Source organism: Polaribacter sp. Hel1_33_96 (genome assembly GCF_002846595.1).
Taxonomy (GTDB): Bacteria; Bacteroidota; Bacteroidia; order Flavobacteriales; family Flavobacteriaceae; genus Polaribacter.
In genome coordinates this window covers 988,417-1,011,613 of sequence record NZ_PJMV01000001.1, presented here as the reverse complement: position 1 = coordinate 1,011,613, position 23,197 = coordinate 988,417, and the positions used below count along the sequence as shown (strand labels likewise).

General features: G+C 31.8%; 13 protein-coding genes. 2 read left to right on the top strand and 11 right to left on the bottom strand.

The features are described 5' to 3' along the window. Positions 1 to 5 precede the first annotated feature (5 nt). From ATE90_RS04470 to ATE90_RS04445, 6 genes are all read right to left on the bottom strand, one after another. Positions 6 to 1,427, bottom strand: coding sequence for a hypothetical protein (locus ATE90_RS04470; protein WP_036786796.1), 1,422 nt, complete (start codon positions 1,425 to 1,427; stop codon positions 6 to 8). 7 nt (positions 1,428 to 1,434) lie between these two features. Continuing rightward, on the bottom strand, positions 1,435 to 4,581 hold the full coding sequence (locus ATE90_RS04465) for a glycosidase (RefSeq protein WP_180335171.1): 3,147 nt from the start codon (positions 4,579 to 4,581) through the stop codon (positions 1,435 to 1,437). A 393-nt stretch (positions 4,582 to 4,974) separates the two neighbouring features. Beyond that, positions 4,975 to 6,342 carry a hypothetical protein gene (locus ATE90_RS04460; RefSeq protein WP_052107558.1) on the bottom strand — a complete coding sequence of 456 codons (1,368 nt, stop codon included), beginning with the start codon at positions 6,340 to 6,342 and terminating at the stop codon, positions 4,975 to 4,977. A gap of 33 nt (positions 6,343 to 6,375) precedes the next feature. Next, positions 6,376 to 7,932, bottom strand: coding sequence for a RagB/SusD family nutrient uptake outer membrane protein (locus ATE90_RS04455; RefSeq protein WP_036786800.1), 1,557 nt, complete (start codon positions 7,930 to 7,932; stop codon positions 6,376 to 6,378). A 6-nt stretch (positions 7,933 to 7,938) separates the two neighbouring features. Continuing rightward, positions 7,939 to 10,962, bottom strand: coding sequence for a SusC/RagA family TonB-linked outer membrane protein (locus ATE90_RS04450; RefSeq protein ID WP_036786802.1), 3,024 nt, complete (start codon positions 10,960 to 10,962; stop codon positions 7,939 to 7,941). 212 nt (positions 10,963 to 11,174) lie between these two features. Beyond that, on the bottom strand, positions 11,175 to 13,970 hold the full coding sequence (locus ATE90_RS04445; protein WP_101450925.1) for a triple tyrosine motif-containing protein: 2,796 nt from the start codon (positions 13,968 to 13,970) through the stop codon (positions 11,175 to 11,177). A gap of 205 nt (positions 13,971 to 14,175) precedes the next feature. Here ATE90_RS04445 and ATE90_RS04440 point away from each other — a divergent pair, with 205 nt between their 5' ends. Continuing rightward, the gene (locus ATE90_RS04440) at positions 14,176 to 14,346 is read left to right on the top strand and encodes a hypothetical protein (RefSeq protein WP_231959965.1); all 171 of its coding nucleotides are present in this window, start codon (positions 14,176 to 14,178) and stop codon (positions 14,344 to 14,346) included. 103 nt (positions 14,347 to 14,449) lie between these two features. On the opposite strand, the gene ATE90_RS04435 is transcribed toward ATE90_RS04440, so the two are convergent. Together ATE90_RS04435 and ATE90_RS04430 are read right to left on the bottom strand one after the other, a co-directional pair. Then, complete coding sequence (locus ATE90_RS04435; protein WP_036786809.1) at positions 14,450 to 15,589, bottom strand: cysteine desulfurase family protein; 1,140 nt, start codon at positions 15,587 to 15,589, stop codon at positions 14,450 to 14,452. Between the two features lie 15 nt (positions 15,590 to 15,604). Further along, the gene (locus ATE90_RS04430; RefSeq protein ID WP_036786811.1) at positions 15,605 to 16,150 is read right to left on the bottom strand and encodes a Smr/MutS family protein; all 546 of its coding nucleotides are present in this window, start codon (positions 16,148 to 16,150) and stop codon (positions 15,605 to 15,607) included. Positions 16,151 to 16,214: 64 nt separating this feature from the next. Here ATE90_RS04430 and ATE90_RS04425 point away from each other — a divergent pair, with 64 nt between their 5' ends. Beyond that, complete coding sequence (locus ATE90_RS04425) at positions 16,215 to 16,847, top strand: hypothetical protein (RefSeq protein ID WP_091954320.1); 633 nt, start codon at positions 16,215 to 16,217, stop codon at positions 16,845 to 16,847. A 139-nt stretch (positions 16,848 to 16,986) separates the two neighbouring features. Here the strand turns inward: ATE90_RS04425 and ATE90_RS04420 are convergent, their stop codons facing one another. From ATE90_RS04420 to ppk2, 3 genes are all read right to left on the bottom strand, one after another. Next, positions 16,987 to 17,946 carry a PorP/SprF family type IX secretion system membrane protein gene (locus ATE90_RS04420; RefSeq protein WP_235317745.1) on the bottom strand — a complete coding sequence of 320 codons (960 nt, stop codon included), beginning with the start codon at positions 17,944 to 17,946 and terminating at the stop codon, positions 16,987 to 16,989. Then, positions 17,943 to 22,334: a gliding motility-associated C-terminal domain-containing protein gene (locus ATE90_RS04415; protein WP_180335170.1), complete on the bottom strand. Its 4,392-nt coding sequence runs from the start codon at positions 22,332 to 22,334 to the stop codon at positions 17,943 to 17,945. The genes ATE90_RS04420 and ATE90_RS04415 overlap by 4 nt, the downstream gene beginning before the upstream one ends. Positions 22,335 to 22,411: 77 nt before the next feature. Continuing rightward, on the bottom strand, positions 22,412 to 23,197 hold the full coding sequence (gene ppk2, locus ATE90_RS04410) for a polyphosphate kinase 2 (RefSeq protein ID WP_036786820.1): 786 nt from the start codon (positions 23,195 to 23,197) through the stop codon (positions 22,412 to 22,414).

The window sequence follows — 23,197 nt, the reverse complement described above, 5'->3', positions numbered from 1 at the left end:
TCTTATTATTTATTAAAATATATATTATCAACATACATATCAGTTACAGTTGCGTCTGAAACAAAAACAACTTGTGCTAAATTAGATGTACCTGTTAAACTAGAGAGACTAGAAAGAGGTATGTCTATACCTACCCATTCTCCTGCTACTAAATCTGATGAAGAGTACTTAATTTCTGCAGCAGAATCGTCTCCAGTGCCAAAAGTATTATCCGGTCCAATATCTTGTAATTTTACTGTAACAAAATCCCCAGAATCTAATTCATTTATAACTTGTATGTCTACATGAAAATTAGTCATTTGAGAAACATCTATTGTAGGCTTTGTAAATTGAATACCAACAAAATTCAGTTCAGAATATTTTATAATATTATCTCCATTTATTGTAATGTCATTCTGTCCTAAGGTTGTTTGATAAGGTGCCCAATAACCATTATAATATTCTACTGGTTGATTTGTATAAGCATCGCTAAAGATTGAAATTACATTACTTGCATTTACTGTTGGTGTTGCAGCTACCACAAATTGACCTAGAGAGGTAATGGATAGAGAACCTGAAACTTCAACTCCATTAAGAGTTGCTGTAATTTCTGCTGTTCCCTCGCCTACGATAGACACTAAACCTGATCTAGTTACTGTGGCAACAGAAACATCTGTTGTAGAGAACTTAAAATAATGCCCGCCAGCAGTAACCGTTTGATTAACTCCTGTTGCTAAATTATATGTTTGTGTAAGACCTGTTATTTGAATACGTCCTCCAATAAAAGAAGTTTCAATTTTATCTTCACCATTAAACATTTTTGGTTTTGCCTGTGCAATAGTACCTAACTTTTCATACTTTAATTCATCTACCCAAAAAGTATAACCTACTTCGTTACCTACAGGTCCTTCTGGTCCTTCTGCATACCAGAACATTCCTTGTTCTTGGGTTAATTTTGATGCGTCAGGAATTGGAATAATATATTTAACCCAATTCGTTGATAATTGAAGACCTTGATTACTAACCTGAAATTTGTTTCCAAAGAAATCTTGTCCAAAGCCTATGTCATTAATTACAGCTGATTTTGATGACTTTGCATAAAAGGTTAAAGCATCGTACCCAGATAAATCTCTTCCTCCATTATCATCCCGAAATATTGCACCAGCATATGCACCTCGAAGATCTCCAACATTTGGAACGTCAAACCTCATAGATGATGAACCTGAATATTTAACTTCTGTATCCACAGAAAAAGCTTCTTGCTGAGAATCTGCATAGGGATAATATTCTAATCCACCACTAAAGCCGTCTATATAAACTTCTGCACTATCCGAAAATGTAGCTAAAACTACATCGTCCGAAAGTTCTCTTTCACAACTTATGACTGTCACGAATAATAGCCCTAAAAGGAAAAAAGTTTTTGTATAATTATATTTTATATTTTTCATAAGTTATTTATTTTCCAATGTTGATATGAATGTATGTTCTAATCTCCCATTCCGAACCATTATCAAATCCTACAGGACTGATTGTTGGTGCAGTTGCAAAAGCTGAAGATGTTTGATTTGGTGAGTATCTAGGAGAGTATTGATCTAATGATCTCCAAGTTCCTCTTAAACCAACTTTGGTGCCCGGTAAAAGCAACCAATTTGGTTTCCCTACAGATGTAGATAAATCTAACATGAATTGTGCTGGATATGTTAAATTAAAATCTCTGTGATAATCAAAAGGCCCCCAATCGTTAAATTTAGCCATTGCAATAACTTTCAATTTATTATAAATCATTCTAACATCACCTCCTGCTCTTGTAATTAATCTTTCATCACTACCATTAGATTGTCCGTTACCGTAATATAAGTTTGCTATAAAACCAAATTCTGGATTTATTTTAGATACAATTCTAGAATTCACTTCCCATAAATCTTCAGCTGGTGCTGAATTTGGAAATGCAAATGAACTACGATTTGCTAAAAAACCAATTGCTGCATCTTGCGTTGTTGGTAAATGACGATATACAAAACCAAGGTTCATTGCAAATTTTGCATCTTCTGCTCTATCATTATTAAACTCATACATCCAAGTTCCTGGTGTTGGATCAAATGTTAACAAAAGTTCTCCGGCAGTGGTTTCTCTATTTCCTCTAACAGCAAATGGATCCAATACAACATTTCTTAATCTTCCAGGAGCATTTACATCATTTGGCATTGCAGCAACTAATGGTTTTTGCCATAAGAAGTTTGGTGCTATTTCGAATTTACCGAAATTATACGCAAAACCAGTTAAAAAGTTAGATTGATTTCCGCTTCCATTATCTTTTAATTTCCATCCTGTAAACGTTTGTGTTTGATCAAAACCACCATTAGCAACTAAGCCCATAACGGCGCCTTGTGCATACCAATTAAAAGTTCCTTTTTGAAAAGTTATTTTCGCTTTACCTCCCCAATTATCTGAAGACTTAATTTTATCAACAACAACATTTGAAAATCCATTTTGGTATCTAATATCTTGATACTCTCTACCATTTAAAGGCTGTCCTCCCCAGATTGCACCTAATTGCATTCCAAAATTTGCTCCTTTTCTTTCCATAGCCAAAGTGACTCTCTTTGTTTTCGGTAACGGGATAAATCCTGATGTTTGAGCTTCAGTATTACTAGCTATATCCTCATGATAAATACCTGTAAAGTTATAGTGACCTAATTGTTTACTATATTTTAATAAAACGGCTGGGTTTGCTCCCCACCATAACTGCGGACCAAATGCTGCTTTTAAACCCTCTAAAGCACCTTTACCATCAACTTCAATTCCTAAAATCTCCCCATTATATATATCTAAATTTGGCCCATAATATGATTCCCGGTATAAGCCAAAAAAATCGCCTTCATATCCCCAATGATAATGACCAGTCCTATAAAAACCTCTCATCTCAAAATCTTCTGCATTCCACTCAAATGAGGCGTTATAGACACGCAATCTATTATTATCATTAACAGGCATAGCCTCATAACCACCATTACTATTTACACTTGCAAATGAAACAGTTCTTCCTACATTTTCATAAAAAATATCATCTATTGGATTTCCTGCAATATTTCCTAATATGTTAAAGTTTACTTCTGCCCTCATGTTTGCAGAAGGTTGCCCTTGAACTCCCACATAATAAGATTGCATGTGGTCAAAACCTGTTTTGTCTGGATATTCACCAGATGTACCATCTAAACCATCAGTTGTTAGTAACGATCCTCCTGTATTAAAAGTGGTAAATTCTGCCCTTAAATTACTTAATTTAATTTTTTCATTACCTCCTAAAGCAGCTTTATCTCCTCTCGCTCTTAAAACAGCATCCATTAATTGGATATTATTAAAATGATTTGTTACCGAGGTAGCAGAGACTCCAAGTCCATAAGGATTTATACTATGAGCTTGTTTTAAGGCATAATATGCTGCCCTTGGGTATAATGTATATAATCCTGCAGAATTTGTTGGTCCTTTTGCACAGATACCAAACCATTCTTCATTCATATTATTACTCCCATTTTTAGTATCTAAATAATAACCTCCATTAGACCAAGATGCTCCATTATCATGAACATCCAAATTTTCAGTTTGACCTAATTTCCACCAGCCATCACTAAATTGAAATGTAAATCCTCCAATAGAATTATTCGCTTTCCCTAAACCTGCGGCATTTTGATAAATCTCCTTCCAATTTTCTAGCATAAAAAATGCCTGCATTTTTTGGTCTTCTTGATTCGTTAAAGCATTAAAAGCATCCGCCCCAAATTCTGTAAACATTATCGGTTTATTCAACTCCTTACTAGCTCTTTCAAAAGCATCTCCAAAAGATTTACCTCGATACATATTTGTGCCGTAAATATCTACATCTGGACATTCCTCTGCAACAATATCTGAAAACAAAAAATCACCATTACAAATAGCAACCGGATGAGAACCATCTAAGTTTTTCATTAAGATGGCAGCCTCATTCATCAATTTATACATTGGTCTACCTCTTTTTTCACCAACAGCCTTCTTTTGCTCCTCTCCCTCAGGAAAATCTTCAGTTTCTGCCCCAGACCAAAAAAGACCATAATTATTTTCATTCCCTAATAAGAATAAAAGTAATCCTGGAGTTCCTTTGTAAGTATTGGCCATCTCCTTTGCATCCGATAATAATTGGCTTTTAGTTTCTGCATCCCTGTAATCCGTGACAGGCGTCCAAACACCATTAATCGTTAACCCATAGCGCCCAAAAGAGTGATTTAACATTGTATAAATACCAAAATTTTCATGGATATAAGAAATCCACTTTGGCTGAATACCAGTATAAACCCGAATCGTGTTTACACCCATATTTTTTAGCAATCCCATTTCCGCATCCAGAGCACTTTTGATAACGTCATCAGGTTGCTTCCATAAACTGTATGCATAATTTGTACCAATTGGAACATAATCCCAATTCATACCATTAATCATAAAATCTTCTCCATTAACCACTAACTTCATTCCTTGTTCATTACTAACAACAGAAACCTTATCTGTTTTTTGAGCAAAGACATTCATTGCGAAAAAGAAAAGTAACAATCTTAAAAAAATGTTCTTCATAATTTCTTTTTTTTTTTTAGAGATAATGCTTTTTAGAATCGTTGATTACTTAAAAAGCAACATCCATTAAATAATTTAACTTATTAAACTTCTATAAATGTAATATTCTTTTCGTACTATATCAATTCTAGATACCGCAACAAAAAACATACATGACAAATAAATTACAAAACAATCAGCAATACCTTTAATATACTTCATCCTTAAGAATTCATAAAATTTGAAATCTTTATTAATGTTGTGGTATTGTATTGATTCTTTTAAAATCATTACTAAATCAATTAAAAGAAAATCGTTTCGTTGATTACTTATATAAATAAAAATAAAAAGCCGGTATTAAATAAAGTTAATACCGGCTTTTAATTCAATTAATTCAAAATTCTATACTAATTATTATTGTCTTACTAATTTGTATTTCCAATAACCACCGCCTGCAACTTCAATATCTATTTCTAAAGTATCACCATCCAAATCAGCCATATATGTTATTGAATCTGGCGCTTCTGCTGGAGATGCCAACTCAGCCAAATTAATAACTTTTGCCAAACCTAAATAAGCTCCTCTACCATCAAGTGTTATTGAACCAGCAGTTGCATCATACGTGTATGTTGCCGCTCCGCTGCCATCATGAGGAAATACTGGAACACCACAATCATCAGGGTCCGCACCTTGCCAAGCTTCTAACCAAGTGTCTGCTCCTAAAACATTATTAAAAGTTCCGTCTGCATTGAACACATATTCATCGTCAAATAAACATGCTCTTGTTGTTACATCATCCGAAGAACTAGAAAACCAAGATACATCATCTAATGCCGGTCCAACTCCGAAAGCTCCAGATTCTGGCGCTAATTTCCATGTACCTTCTAAAGAAGGTGCTGCATCTCTAACTAATTTATAAGACCAGTAACCACCACCTGCAACTTCAATATCTATTTCTAAAGTATCACCATCTAAAGCAGCGATATACGTTATTGAATCTGGAGCACCAGCTGGAGACTCCAACTCAGCCAAATTAATAACTTTTGCTAAACCTAAATAAGCTCCTCTACCATCTAGTGTTATCGAACCTGAAGTCGCATCATACGTGTATGTTGCTGCTCCGCTTCCGTCATGTGGAAATACTGGTGCACCACAATCATCAGGATCAGCACCTTGCCAAGCTTCTAACCAAGTGTCAGCTCCTAAAACATTCTGAAAAGTTCCATCCGCATTAAATACATATTCATCATCAAACAAACATGCTCTTGTTGTTACATCATCCGCAGAACTAGAAAACCAAGATACATCATTCAATGCTGGACCAACTCCGAAAGCTCCAGACTCCGGCGCTAATCTCCAAGTACCGGCTACAGCACTGGTATCACCTCCACCGCCTCCGCCTGAAGGAGGAGCTACTACGAAAGTAACTGTATGTTCTTTAGTAATTGAAACATCCTGTGCTCCTTCTAAAGAAGCTGTTACTGTAATTGTATATGTTACTGTTTCTTCTGGATAATCGTAAGTAACCATTGGGGCACTTGTTTGAAATACATCTGTATCTGAATCAGCTGTAGCGCCAAAGTCAACAGTATATAAAATGTTTCCGTTTCCAAAAGCGGTAGTTGGCACAACTCCTGCTTTTGTTCCTTCTGCATTTAATGTCGCTACTACGAAATCTAAACCAGTGATTTCAGCTATGTCATCATCATTATTTTCACAAGATACGGTGACACCTAATAATAATAGTAGTACTAAATAAGATCCTCTTTTTAATAAATTCATTTTGTTTTGTTTTTTATTCAACTTTTATATTTTTTAATAATTTGGGTTCTGACCCCATTTTTCTACCGCATTTGCTAATTGTAATTCCACTAAAGGTATCGGAAAAATTCCGTGTTTATTTTCTATGTAATTTACAGTATTAAATTCTGCTGGTTTGCTTGCATTAAATGCATCAAATGCACTTTTAGCTTTACCTGTTCTAACCAAATCGAAAAAACGATGACCTTCACCGGCTAACTCTTTACGTCTTTCTGTATAAATTGCTTCTAGCAAAGAACCTTCAGCAGCAGTATAATCTTGACTATTATTACCATATGCTCTTTCTCTAACTTGGTTTAAATAAGATTCCCCGTTTGAACCACCACTCTGAACTTCTGCCTCTGCAGCCATTAATAATACATCTGCTAAACGAATAGCTCTATAATTATTAGGATGATTTAATGGATCTGAACCCACTCTATCATCAGCTTTCCGCGGTAAATATTTTTTATTAAAAAACCCAGTATCATCTCTACCTTGAGAATAGATATCCTGTTGATCTCTTAAATCAAGAAAGGTAACATCTCTTCTTAAATCGTTCGCGTCAAACAAATCGTACAACTGTTGTGTTGGTAAATTAAATCCCCAACCTGATCTATATTCTGTACCATCATATGGTGATCTTGGTCCATTGTATTGAACGAAGTACGAACCTTCAGAACAAATAATACACCCCCATCCAGCAGCTTCAACTCCTGTATATTGAATTTCAAAAACAGCTTCAGAGCCATTCTCTCCCGTACTTTCGAATAAGTTTAAATAATTATCTCCTTGAACTAAACTATAATTTGCGTTGTTCGCTACTAATCCAAGTTGATTAGCAGCTTCTGCAAATTTAGAGTTATCAAATGTACCATGATATAAATATACTTTACCCAATAATGCTTGAGCAGCACCTTTTGTGATTTTATATGCCTCCGTTTGAGATGAAGCAGGTAATTTCGCAATGGCTTCCTTTAAATCCTCTTCTATTAAACTATAGACATCTGCGATACTACCAACTCTATTAACGTCAAACTCTTGTCCAAATAAAATTCTTTTGTCGACCATTCTATTTACACCATTTCTTTCTTCAAAACTCAATGGAACATCCCCAAAAAACTTTGTCAATTCAAATGTAAAATAAGCTCTTAAAAAATATGCTTGTGCTATAATTGCATCTCTACCTGCAAATTCTGTTTTTTCTTTAAACTCTAAAACATAATTAGCTCTATTAATTCCAGCATACATTAACTGCCATACTTCTCTTAACTGATTATTATCGGCAGGAGTATGAATCATTGAATTGATATTCTGCAGTGTTGGTTGATCATAATTAAATGCATCTCCACCAGCAATAATATCATCCGAAGCAACTACACTTATTAAAACATTCTGAAATGTAGCCTGCAATAAATCATAAGCTCCTAAAAGAGCACTTTCGTATTCTTCCTCAGAATTAAAGTAATCTTCTGCTTCAACCCCTATAGGATCTACATCCACAAAATCATCACATGCTGAAAAAGTTATTAGTATTACTAAAAAATACTGTATTATTTTTATATTCTTCATCTTTTATTAAAAATTTAAGTTAACACCTAACAAATAAGAACTAGCAACTGGATAAAATCCTTTATCTACACCTGCTCCAATAGGAGAGCCAGAACTTGCTGAAGGATCATATCCTTTATAATCTGTAATTGTAAATAAATTATTTCCTGTAAGATATACTCTTATTTTGTTGATTCCTGAACCTTTTAAACTGTCTTCTTGAATCGTATACCCTACTTGTATATTTTGTAAACGAACGAAAGAAGCGTCTTCTACAAAGAAGTCAGAAAAATTATCTGTATTTATAGATGCTCCAGAAAGCGCTCTTGGAACGGTATTACTAGTACCAGTACCTTGCCATCTATCTAACATATAATCACCTCTATTTGCAAATAAATCTTTACGCTCATAGTCCCTAACCATATCATTCCCTATAGATGCAAATGCATTTGCACTAAAGTCTAAGTTTTTGTATGAAAAGCCTACATTGAAACCCATTGTTATATCCGCAATTGGATCTCCTATATACGTTTTGTCATCATCGCTTATCATCCCATCTCCATTCGTGTCTACGAATTTTAAATCTCCAGGACCTGCTCCTAAATGATATGTACCTTCCGATGCATTTGCATCTAAAGCATCAATTTCTGCTTGTGTTTGATACAAACCGTCTGTTTGAAAACCATGAAAATAACCCATCGGAAAACCTGCTTCCATTCTAGATGTATTAATACCTAAACCAACTCCAAAATCTCCACCAACTTCAAAACCATTATCACTTGAAACAAAAAGTACTTCGTTATCTATAGTGGTAAAATTGAAACTCATATTAAATTTAAAATCTTCAGAAAAACTGTCATTATAGTCAATTTTAAATTCTATTCCTTTATTCTCTACTGTTCCTGCATTTTTAACAGGAGTAGAAGCACCGGGTGCATAAGGACCAATTAAACCTGAAACCTGCGGAGCAAGCAATAAATCTTCAGTTCTTTTCGAAAAAGCATCTACAGAAAGTTTGATTTTTCTATCTAAAAAACTAGCATCGAAACCAATATTAGCAGATTTTTGTTTTTCCCATCTAATATCTGGATTTCCAATTTTACCGATTGCTACTCCGTAAAGTAAATCATCTTGAGTTACTTCATTATTTGATGAATAAACTCCTTCTCCATTTAGTAATGAAACAAATGCTCCACCTGGAATCTTATCATTACCAATAACACCATAACTTGCTCTCAGCTTTAATGTATTAATAATTTTACTATCTTGTAAAAATGGTTCATCCGAAACATTCCAACCAACAGAGGCTGATGGGAAATAACCAAATTTATTATTTGGACCAAAACTAGTTGAGCCATCTCTACGCAATACTGCGGATAGTAAGTATTTACCTTTATAGCTATATTGTAATCTCGTAAAAATTGAAGATAAACGACTATCAAAAAAGCCTGCCCCCTTATCAATTTCACCTTGAATAACTCTAGGCGCTAACAAAGTACCATCTAAACTAAACCCATAAAATTGTTCTCCCGTAGTTTTAAATATAGAAGTACCTAATAAAACGGTTAAATCATGAACTTCGTTAAATGTATTTGTGTAGTTAATATAGTTATCCCAAGTATAATCATCATAAATATCAGAAAAATCTGTAGTAAATTCTTGAGTTCTATTTGCAGATTTCCCTGGACCATAATCAGCTATAGGGCTAAATGAATCATAAAGCACAGTTGCATGGTTTATTTGAAACTTAGAGCTTGCCGTAAAGTTTTTCCAGAACGAATAATCTAATCCTATAGTTGCACTATATTTATCAATTCTAGTGGTATTACTATTATTTGCAATTTGAGCCAATGGATTTATAATTTCAATTTGTGAAATATCATCAACAGTTGAAAAATCACCATTCTCATCTCTGATCGCTAAATCTGGATTCACGTTTACTGCACTATATAAAACCGAACCAATACCTCCTTCTGGTAAATTATTTTTTTCTGAATTTGTAAATAATCCAGTTGTAGATAGTTTTAAATTATCTAAAATATCATAATTAAAACCTATTCTTGCGGTAGACCTTGTAAAATTAGACTTCCCTAAACCAACGATACCATCTTGATCCAAGTGGGATACCCCAAAAGTATAAGCTGCTTTTTTAGTTCCACCACTCGCACTAAAGTTAACACTTGAAATAATCGCGTCACTAAAAACTTCATCTTGCCAATCAGTACCTTTATTAGGATATACAAAAAACCTTGTTTGATCTCCTGCATCATTCACATAAAGTGCAAAATCTTTTGGATTTAATAAATCGATTTTTTTACTTGTAGATTGTATACCTGTATATGCATCTAACTGGAATTTTAACTCAGATTCTTTTCTACCAGTTTTAGTTGTAATTAAAACTACCCCATTTGCTGCACGAACACCATAAATACCCGCTGTAGCATCTTTTAAAACATTGATACTTTTAATATCGTTAGGATTTAAAACTGACAAATCTGAAATAACATTACCATCCACTAAAATAAGTGGACTACTATCTCCATTTGTTGAAACCCCTCTAATTCTAATATTAGATCCACTACCTGGAGAACCAGAGGCAGATGTAATATTAACCCCAGCAATTTGACCTTGTAAAGCTTGCTCAACTCTAGTTGGGTTAAGCTTCTCAATTGCTTTAGAATCTAATACAGATACCGCACCAGTAACTTCCTTCTTCTTTTGAGTTCCATAACCAACAACTACAATCTCATCAAGAGATTCTGCTGACTCTTCCAGAAAAACATTAATTTCAGAAGAATTAACAACTACTTCTTTAGGTTTCATACCTAAATAATTAAATACTAAGATTGATCCTACCTTTACATCTGAAAGTTTAAAGACACCATCAAAATCAGTTTCGACACCAACAAAAGTACCTTTAATAACAACACTAACTCCTGGCAAAGTCTCTCCAGAGTTTGCGTCTTTTACAACACCTTTTACGTTTAATGTTTGGGCCGAAAGACCAAAACTGCAAAACATAAAAAGTAGTAATGTAATCATTTTTCTCATAAACTATGTTTTAATTAATAATGCCGTAAATTTATACATCCTTTCTTATTAAATGACTAAAAACAACCTAAACAAAAAACATACAGGGCCTAATCCACACTGAATACCTTTACAGCACTAATGTTATAGAAACGTTAAATTACAGTCAAATTAAAAAAAACAAGTAAATGTTGTGTTATTGTATAGGTGACTTTAACCTTTGTTGTGTCTTTTTAAACTTCTAAAATATAATTCGTTAAATTTGCATCATGCGGTAAACTCATTTTTTTACGAAGCCTGTAACGTTTTACTTCTACACTCCTCGGAGAGATATTTAACAATGGTGCTATTTCTTTTGAAGTTAAATTTAATCTTAGGTAAGCACACAATCTTAAATCATTTGGAGTTAACTCAGGATGTTTCGTTTTTATTTTCTTTAAGAATTTTTCGTCTGCATTATTAAAAGCTTCTTGAAACATTTTCCAATCATCTGTATTATTTAAGTTTTTATCAATAATCTTGACCACCTTTGTTAAACTTTTGACTCCTCCGTCAATTAATTCAGTTTTTATCGAACTCAAGAACTCATTCTTCTTAATAATACTCATTGTAGATGTTGCCAACTCTCTATTTTTACTAGCTATATCACTTCTTAACTTTTCATTATTCAACTTAATAATTTCTTGAGAGCTTTCTAATTCTTTTAATTCAGAATCCTTTCTCGCTTTCTCTAATAAATCTTCTCTTTGTTTTCTATAATATCTCTTAGACGTTATGTGCAACAAATAGAATACTAGTAAAAACAACAATATGTAAAATGCTATTAATGTGTTTGATATATACCAAGGTCTGTTTATTTTAAATTGATAAACTGCTACATTACTGCTTAATTTATCTCCTATAATAGCTCTTACTTTAAAGGTATAACTACCATAAGGTATATTCTCATACAAAACTGATTTAGAACTAGAAGGAACACTCCAATGCGCGCTTTGCCCTAGTAATTGATATTGATATTTTGTACTTGTAATTTTATTATAATCAGGTACACTATAAAAAAATTCAAAATTATTTTCTTCCGGTGAAAAGGTTTTACTTACAGCTAATTTTTTACTGACTTTAGGCTGATCTAAAATAAAATTATTAACTTTATTAAGGAATATATTAAAGTCTTTGGGTGTTTTTAATTTATCTAAGTTTACTGCAACATACCCACTATAAGTACCTACTAAATGTTTTTCGTTTTTTAAATGAATAATGTTCTCATAACCATACATTGCTTTTGGCATTGATGCAGAAATTGGTATGCTCTTAATTATTGGCTTATCACTTAGTTTTCCAGGTGCTAAATAACTAATATTTTCTTCAGAAAAAGACCATAGTTTATTACTTGATTTATCATATGCCAATTCTCCAGAAACAAAATTATCTTCCGAAATTAACTGACTATAAATACTATCTCTTTTAAAAAGCTCTGATTTTTTATCATATAAGTAAACCCCTGTTTTGCTTGAATACAATATTTCATCCTGATATTCAATTAAGGATGAATGTAATCCTTTTGAAACGGAGTTGTCTTTTTTAACATGAATTACCTTAGTAAATTCTTTATCCAATGTTAACTTAAAAACGCCTTTATATTCATGATTTACTAAAAATTTGTAAGTATCATATCTCGCAAAATATTTACTAGAATTACTAAAGCCTTCAATTTTATTTCTTTCTACCCAAATATCATTCTTCTTTTCTAAAACATATAATCCATCATAGCAGCCTTGTATTAAGATATTATCCTTTACTTTTTTGATAATCCAAGTACCTTGCTTATTAAAAATTAACTTAGACTTATTTTTATTTACTAAAAAAGTACCAGAAGTATGACCACAAAATAATGTATCATCAATAATTGTTAAACTCCAGGTCTGTCCTTGCGTGTTATCTACCAACTTAAAACCTTCATCTGAATTAATCTTTCGGTAAAACAATCCTTGATTCGTTCCTAAATATAAATAATCCTTGTGAACGATAGATGCATAAACAGAGCCAATAAAATCATTCTTATTAGTGTAAAATTTAAAAGGTGAATCATTATTTATGCAGTTAATTCCATTATCAAGCCCTAACCAGATGTTATTTTCAACATCTTCAAAAACCGAAAGTATTGTATTATTACTTAATCCAAGACTTTGAGTTATTTGATAATTAACTTCACCATTACTATACAAATAGATATAACCATCTGAAATTGTACCTAAAGCGAAATCATTATTTTTTAACAGCTTAGCATTATAAACAGTTACATTTTTAAGAACATTATCTGTAGGAGCTTTCCAACTTACAAGTGAATCTCCTTCTAAAAAGAAAAATCCTAGCTTCTGAGTTAAAATCAATAATTTGCCGTTTTTTTTAAAAAATTCTACGACAATATTCTCTTTTAAAATTTTGTGATTTGAAATTAACTTCGGAACACCATTTTCTATCCTATAAATACCCTTATTATTTTCTTGAAAATAGATAACATTATCTACTTTCGATAATTTATGAATCCGAAAGTCAGAATTTATAATTTTTATTTTTTTTGTGACTACATTGTATAAATAAATTCTCTCTAAGGACTTAAAAATCATCCAGCCATCAAGCTCAAAGATTTCCCAAATTTGTTCATCTTCTATCATTTGAACATTTCCCTCGCGTGCGATAGAAGTATATTTTAAAGAACCAAATTCATTTTTTTTCCAATAACCAAAATCCATGTAAAAGCCCGTATAAACTCTATCTTCAAAGCATTTAACTGACCGCATGATGGTTTCGTTAGGTGTAGGAAATAATCGCCAAATTGCTCCATTAAACTCCAATAAACCTTTATTATTCGCTACATAAATAAATTTATTCTCAGATTGAGAAATTGCCCAATTTTGATTTTCGGCTTTATAATCTTTAGCCGTATAGGTGCTAATTGGTGGTAACTCTTGTGCTGTAATTGTAAAAGAAATTAAAAGAAAGAGTAAGGTGAAAATAAATTTATGCATCTTTAAGAAAGTAATGTTTGGTTACTAATTTACGCTAAATATAATAAAACAGACTTAAAGAAGACTAATTAAAGCACTTTTGTATAGGCAAAAAATAAAGAACAAAACATCACAACATTAATAATTTAAAAAAATATAGTTTTAAAACTCTTAAATTTAGTAACTTTATTGAAATTTAAATTGATTTATGAATTTTTTAAAAAAAATGGGAATTGCTAACTTTTTAATGCTAGCCTTGTGTGTTCTTATTATCCTTGTGGCAGAATATCTTTTTTTATCTGGCGATAAGTTACATGGAATTTTTATTGGCCTTTGGGCTCCTACGTTATTAGGAGTGATGATTTACTTAAAACTAATAAGCAATGAGCACAGATAACATTATTTTCTACTTTTCAATTTTTGTTTCAGTATGTGTAGTTATTTGGGCCTTAATTATGATTAATGAATTTAATAAAGTAAGTAAAAATTAAATAATTAAACTACTTTGAAAGCAGCTCTTTAATTTGCGCAAGCGTTATATCTATCTCTTCTTTAGTTGTAAACTTAGAAAAAGAAAAACGAACAGAAGTTTTGCTCAATTCATCGGCTTTTAATATTTCTGATAACACATGAGAACCTTTAAGACTCCCACTTTGGCAAGCAGAACCGCCAGAAACTGCAATACCTGCCATATCTAAGCTAAATAAAAACATATCATTACTCAAAGGGAAACATACACTTAAAATAGTATAGCTACTAGTATTTAAATTGGAGGAAAGGCCATTAAAACTTATGTGCTTTGACAGGGTTTGAAACTCAGAAATAAAGTATTGCTTAATTTTTTCTATATGCTCTTTATCACTATCTAAATTTGCAACTGCAATCTCTAAAGCCTTTTCCATTCCTAGAATAGCATGAACATTTTCTGTACTAGACCTTGCGCCTTTTTCTTGATCTCCTCCATAAAACATTGGTAGCACTCCAAAACCTTTTTTAAAATAAGCAAAGCCCACTCCTTTTGGTCCATGAAATTTATGCGCACTTGCGGCAATAAAGTCAATAGGTGTATTCTGTAAATCTAAATTATAATGGCCAATTGCTTGGACAGTGTCAGAATGAAAAAGAGCATTATAGTTTTTACACAAAGCCGAAACCTCATCAGCAGGCAATATGTTACCTATTTCGTTATTGATGTACATTAAACTAACCAAGGTTTTGTCATTTGAATTTGACAATAAATCTTTCAAATGGCATAAATCTATATTTCCAAATTTATCAACATTAACAAAATCTAATTTTATATTATGAATCCTTTCAAGAAACTCACACGTATGCAGAACAGCATGATGTTCTATTCTTGATGTAATGATTCTCTGAACGCCTAAATTTAAAACTGCATTATGCAAGATTAAATTATCTGCTTCTGTTCCACCAGAAGTAAAAATAATTTCACTTGCAGAAACATTAAAATGTTGAGCAATATTTTTTCTAGCAGTTTCAAGAGCAGACTTTGCTTTCCTTCCAAACTGATGAGTAGATGATGGATTTCCGAAATTTTCTTGCATCGAAATATGCATCAATTCTAGAACATCAGAATCAATTTTTGTTGTTGCAGCATTGTCTAAATAAATAGCTTTCATAAGTTAAAAATATAATTAATTAGGGTTCTGAAAAACATATACTTCAGTAGCTCCTAATCCATATTTTTTAAAGGAGGCATCATAATGTTTTACAGGATATTTATTCAGTAATCTTTGAAGTTCAGATTTTAAAACCCCTTCTCCTACTCCATGAATAAATACAATTTTAGAAATTCTTTTATTTAATGCAAATTCAATTTTTCTTTTAGCAGTATCTAATTGTAGGTTTAACATATCATAATTATCCAAACCTTTTTTCGACTTTATTAATTGATTAATATGCAAATCAACCTCAAAAACAACTTCACTTTTTTCTTTTTTAAACAAACTTTTTTTAGGTGTGTTTGAATCAATTTTTTCCTTTAAAAGTTCATTATTTATATCTGAAAATTTAGACAATTCATACTGTTCTGTATCAATTCTAACCAACTCAGCTTCTGAGAAATTAAAAATCATTCCATCAGATGTTTCAACAGAAATTGAATTACCAATAATATTGATAATTTTTCCTTTTAAAACATCATCTAAAATGGCCACTTTATTTCCAATTTCTAAACCCATTCTTAACCTTATTTTAATTTACAAAAATACTTTATTTACCTAACTTTGCGCTAAAAATAACAAGATGCTTAAAACTTCAACCATTTCTTTAGAAAATTTCTTTGAAAATGCTTTCAAAAAAACTAAACTGACCAAAGATAGACAAATACTTTTATCAAAAATTGCTGAAGCAATTGCAAAAGAATATTCTGTGAATGAAGTTGTTAACCTCAATTTTATTTGTACTCACAATTCTAGAAGAAGTCAATTAGGACAAGTTTGGAGTTACTTTGCTGCAAATTATTTTAACCTCAACATAAATGCTTTTTCAGGCGGAACAGAAGTAACTGCATTTTACAGAAACACGGTAAAAACGCTCCAAAAAGTTGGTTTCGAATTTAATTTAACAGACTTCTCTCATCAAAACCCTACCTATGAAATTTCTTTTCATAAAAGAAAAAAATCTATTTTAGGTTTTTCTAAATTGTATAGCAACCCCATAAATATAGAACCCTTTATGGCAATTACAACCTGCAATAACGCTGATAAAAACTGTCCATTTATACCCACTGCAAGTCACAGGTTTCATTTACCTTTTGTAGATCCAAAACATTCTGATGGAACTAAAAAACAAGAAGAAACATATTTGGAAACCAGCGAACAAATTGCCGGAGAAGTTTACTTTATTTTTGCTACTGTAAAAAAACTTCTTTCTTAAATTTGCTCATAAAAATGTTTTTTTGTTAGAAATACCTTTACATAAAATTACATTAACCTCTATTTTAAGTAATTCAATAGGAGTGTAAATAAAAGAAAGGATTTCACTCAATTTAGAATTTTGCTTGATCCCTAAAAAATTAGAAATAACATTTATTATGGCGCAACCATCTAGTATTTCTTTTAAAATCTAAATTTAAATGTAATATTATTTCGTGAGAGCTTAAATTACTGCCCAAATTCATTGTTTTGTAATCATATGCATATCCCACTCTAAATTTTTTATTTAGAATTACTGAAAATAAAGCACTTACTGAATTTTGGTAACGATAAGACAAACCAGCTTCAATAAATTCTTTATATAACAAATTTGAATTAATATCTATTGAAATTGGCAGATTAGCCGTATATCTGACCATTGTTGATGGTTTAAACATCAAATTATCTGAAAGTTTAAATAAAACCCCAGCAGAGAAAAAATAGTTTAGATTCGTAGCAAGAGCACCTTTTCTATAATTTTCTTCAATATAAAATTGTGGGGTTTCTAATAAATATGGTATTGAGAAACCTACAAAAAATTTTCTATTGTAAAAGAAAGTACCAAAACCAACATTTGGAAATCTACCCGAAATAGAATTATATATATCATTATCGGGGGTAATTCCATTGAATAAATTATTGTTAAAAAACGTTACCCCTGCTTTTAGCCCAAAAGACAGCCTACTATATCGAGAGGTGATAATTGTATATGATCCATCTAAATTTAAATTAGTGGTTTCTGATAAGCCAATTCTATCATGCACAATTGTTGTGCCGATGCCTAACCCCCTGCTTGTTCTTCCATTTATAGAAAATGTGCTAGTACTCGGCGCTCCCTCTAAACCTACCCATTGTTGTCTAGATAATAAAGAAATGCTTAAATCTGACTTAACACCTACATATGCGGGATTTATTATCTGCATATTATATAAATATTGGGTGTAGTTTGGTAATTGCTGGGAATACGCTTTTAAACTAGTCAAAAGAGTGGTCATTATTAACATCCAAAACCACATGTTCTTTCTAATCTTAAAGACGATTATCAGTTTGTTTATCATCATCTTATTAATTGTATAAAACTTGTTCTCGGTTTAGTAACCCCATCATTAAAATCTAAAGTGTAAAAATAAACCCCAACAGGAACGGGTTTTCCTTTATGATTACCATTCCACCACAAAGGATTTACTCTCGCATTATTGCTATAATTAAACACTTCATTTCCTAAACGATTAAATATCGTCAATTTAAAATTCGGATAATCTTCAATTCCAGATATTTTAAACAAATCACTTTTACCATCAAAATTTGGAGAAAACAAATTTGGATAATCATTGTCTGTTATTAATCCTTCTCCTCTTGGTGAAAAAGTATTTGAAGTATTATTAGTAGTTATATTGACTTCCAAAAAAAAGGCTTCCGTATCTTCATTTAAGCGATCATCTATCGTTTGGATAGATTGATTTATAGAAGATGTGTAGGCAGGAATATTTGTAAAATTAATGATCGATTCATAATCTTCGTCGGCAATGGCCGTATTGCCGAAGGTCTCTAAACTAAATTTTATTGGTAAATAATTCTGCATAAGCTCAAAATTTGCATTTAAGAGACTAATTGTAAACTCTAAAGAATTACCTTCTTCAGCTTTTACATCATCTATATGCACTAAAGGATATGGGTCAATGTCTATAATTGTGCCTGTTTTCATTAAATCTTGAAACCCCACATTATTTGTTGACACGGCACCTGTTACATTTAAAGTTTCTTCATCTAACTCATTTAAATTATCCATTATTGTAACAATGTTAAACGAGACTTCCATATTTGCATTATTTTGGTCTACGGTGCCTTCTATCGTTAAATTTTCTAAAATTGCTATATAGTCATCTGGACTTACCGCAAGATTGTCTTCTGTTTTTATATCTATTAATATAGGTGTTGAGCAAGGATGAGATATCGTTATTGTATGCACTAAATCTACACCTTCATTCTCTCTAGAGTTATTCATAGTTATGGCAGGAGCTAAATCATCATCCAAAATAGTTCCTACTCCTTTTACTTCAGTATTTAAAGTATTGTTTGATATAATAACGCCCGTTAATGTAAAAAATTCGTCTAATTCAAAAATAGCATCATCCAAAGAAGTCACTGTAAAAGTTGATGTATTGTTGAAAGCAGGAATTGTGAGAATTGTATTTGTAATACTATTATAATCATATGGTGAAGTGGCTACATCATAAATATCCGTGGCATCTGTTCCGTTTGATGTAGAAAAATTAATATCAATATCAGAAGCACTTTCAATTAAAATGGAATTATCATTTTTTGTAACGAAAGTTAATTTAAATATAAAATCTCTTCCTTCTATTTCAGAGACATTAGTGATAATAACCTCTATTGCTATTATTTCTCGCCAATCTCTCTCTGGATTATCTATATTATCAGCATTTGGAAAACTTGTTGGAACCTGTCCATTTGTGGGATTTACTAAATTGTCATTAGTATCAAAAGCATCATCAAGTCCATCATTATCTTGGTCTATATTTGACGGAAGTATTTCTGCAGTACCATCACTATCTATATCCCATCCCTCAATGATATCATCTCGAATATCATTATCTGAATTCGTGTCGATATAGTCAAAAATACCATCATTTTCTGAATCAATAGGCGAAATTCCATTAGGATATGCGGTATCAATTCCTGCCTCAGAAAAAATATTACTAATTGTAATATAACTATCTGTTGATTGTCCTTCAATATTATCTACAATACCATCTCCATCGGCATCAATATCTAAATAATTTGCATTCCCATTGGAATCTGTATTTGGAACGGTATATGTAAGAAGTGCATTGTTAGTATCATTAGTTTCTATAGTATCATCAAGTCCGTTTAACCCAACAGCATTATTAGTTCTTCCGTTATTATTGGCATCTAATGCAGCGTTTCCTGCTTCAACAATATCTAGAATTCCATCATTATCACTATCTAAATCAAAATGATTAGGAACACCATCACTATCAAAATCAAAAAGATCTACAATGCCATCTCCATTCGCATCTGGTCCAAAATTTAAATCTCTATAATTTGGTATAAGGTCTGCATCATGGTCATCTAACGGATTTAAACCGTTATATTCTAATACATCTAAAATTGTATCGTTATCATCATCTAAATCTTTATCATTAAAAATACCATCATTATCTGTATCCGAAAACGCATTTACCTCTACAAAAGACGAAGAAGAAAGCAAAACATTAAAAGGATCATTTGAAGTAAAAACAGCAACATTATTACGAATACATGTTTCATTAAATACAACCGAAAATTGCACAGTAATTGTTTCATTAGCTCCTAAAATTCCTGATGAGCCATCAAATAAATTTATTTCTGAAATTCCATCATAATCTGCATTTAATAGAGGGTTTGTATTTGCTGTAGAATTTTGAATAATAGGCGTTGTTACAGAAACAATTTCTCCGGGACAGATATTATTTAAATTATCCTGTATTTGTAAATTTTTTAATTCTACCGATTCACTTGTATTTTCAATCGTAATTTGGAAAGTAATTTCTTCATGCTCTAAAATACCATTTGGAACTTTATTAACATTAGAGATTACTTTATTCATATTAGATGAAGATTCGTAAAAAAATGACATAGACGCTGTGCTACAAACACACTGCAAGCTAGAAGACACACTATTTGTTGGATTTGTTGTTTTATAATACCTATCTAAATGATCTCCTAAATTATCTGACCAGGTAACAAAAGAGTGTCTTCTTTTTATAGCATCTAAAGATTCATCAAATCCATCAAGAACTCCTTGCGTTTGAGAAAAGGGATTCTGATTGAAAACACTAGACAGACTTGATCTAATGGGTTGTGTTAAGTAAAATATTTCTAAAACTAGTTTTTCACCTGATTGAAGTGAATTGTTTGGAGAAAGTAAACTAGTTTCTGTATTTCCATTATAAGCTTGATTAATAGCTACATCAGGGCCTGAAACCTTTACAATATTTAATTGATCAAAGACAACTCCTTGGTCTATAAAATTACCTAAACCCATATTAAAATTAACATTATTAGCAGCAGCAGTGCCTTCATTTGTAATGATTACAGTATTTGTATAATCAAAAGTTCCATCTGGATTTATTACTCCTGGAGGATCTAATGAATCATTAAATTCTGGCACATATAAACCTGCCGTTACAACTGCTTCTGTTGTATGAAAATCTGTAAGTAAGAGTTCTTTTGATGCATTTCCTTTATTTGAGGTAACATTTATTATGTTGTTAAAATCAATGCCAGAACCTGATGGCGTTGGATTAGGTCTGCCATTGCAAAATGGGTCTACCGTAACACAGAAAATTACAGTAAAGTCTTGCCTTGGATATAATATTAAATTATTTATTGCACTATCATTAAAAACTAAGGTTGATGTTACAGTAGCAAAATTAGGATTTATTGCATCTCCATCAAATTCTACTGGATAACTGATTTCAGTATTAAAATCTATTCTATCAGGACCATTATAAACATTAATTCCATCTACAAGAGTTACACAATCATTTCCAAAAGTTGTCTGTAAATTATTCCTTATATCTATATTACGTATGAAACTTGGGTCATGAAAATCTTTCGCTTTGCTTCTATTACGAAAAACAGCTGAATATCTGACTTTGTACTCACCATTTGCAGTATAACCCTGATTACAACTGCTAAAACTGATAATTTCTAATAAATCTTCTGTAGGCTCAACGGTTAAAAATAACCACGCAGAACTTGTAAAAACACCGTCCGTTATAGTATATAAAATATTAGGAACAGTACCTATATAATTTGGAGTTGGAATAAATATATAACTACCGTCTGAGGCAATTGTTATACTCCCTTCAGATAAAACAGCAGTTTGACCAGGTGCATAAGTTACCCCATTTATTACAAATTCTGTAACAAATAGTTCGTCTCCATTTTCATCCGTATCATTTACAAATACCCCTGGTGATGAGACATTTAATGTAGTATTTACATCTACAGTATCATAAAAATCATTTGCATTTGGAGGCACCGGAATTGATAAAATAGAAATTATTAAATTTGCAGAACTTATCAAAGATCCATCTGTTATTGTATAGTTAATTATAGAAACTTCCCCAATATAATTTCCAGCGGGGGTAAAAGTATAGCTACCATCTTCAAAAATTGTAATATCTCCTTCAGCAAAATTAGCAGTTTGTCCAGCAACATAAGTTGTTCCATTTATTAAAAATTCTGCAATTATAATTACATCTCCAGCTTCGTGAGTATCATTTTCTAAGAGCCCAGGAGCTGAAGAATTTAAAGGAGTGTTTTGTATTGTTGTAGCTATGTCATCATTTGCAATTGGTGGCACCTGCCCAACAATAAGATTTGTGGCAAATAATAAATATAAGAAGCTTAAAGGCATATTTTTTATCAAAGACGAAAAATATGTAATTCTCAAAAAAAATAGTTTCATAAATGGGGGGGGGAGATTGGGTATACTTAAATTTCTAAATTCTTATCATAAGGAATACTTTTTAAAATGTGATTTATTACATTCACCCGTGCTTCCGTTTTTCTGTTTGCACGTATAATTTTCCAAGGAGAAATTTTAGTATGAGTTTTTTCAAACATTGCTTTTTTATAATCTGTGTATTGATCCCATAAAGCTTGCGCTTTCTCATCTAACTTGGTCATTTTCCATTGTTTTAGAGGATCACTTTTTATATCTGCAAAACGTTTTGCTTGTTCTTTTTTAGAAATAGACATGTAAATTTTAACCAAATGAATTCCAGATTCTAAAATCATTCTTTCAAAATCATTTACCTGATTCATGAAAATTTCATATTCTTTTGGTGTGCAAAACCCGTTAACAGGCTCTACAACTGCTCTATTATACCAACTTCTATCAAAAAACACCATTTCTCCTGCTTTTGGAAATTGCTCAACATAGCGTTGAAAATACCATTGAGATTGCTCGTCTTTAGATGGTTTTGGTAATGCAACAATACGCATATGCCTAGGATTAATACGTTCCGTAACCCTTCTTATGGCGCCACCTTTTCCTGCTGCATCCCTGCCTTGAAAAACAACAATTATACGTTCATCATTATTAATTGCCCAAGTTTGCATTCTAATTAATTCGGTTTGCAATTTCTCGAGTTTTTTCTGATAGTCAATATACCTAAGAGCTCTTTCTATGTTTAAAGGTTCTTTAGACAACAAAGCAATTAGTCCTTTTTTAGAATTTAAACTCCTTACTTCTGATTCTGATAATTCTTTATTCAT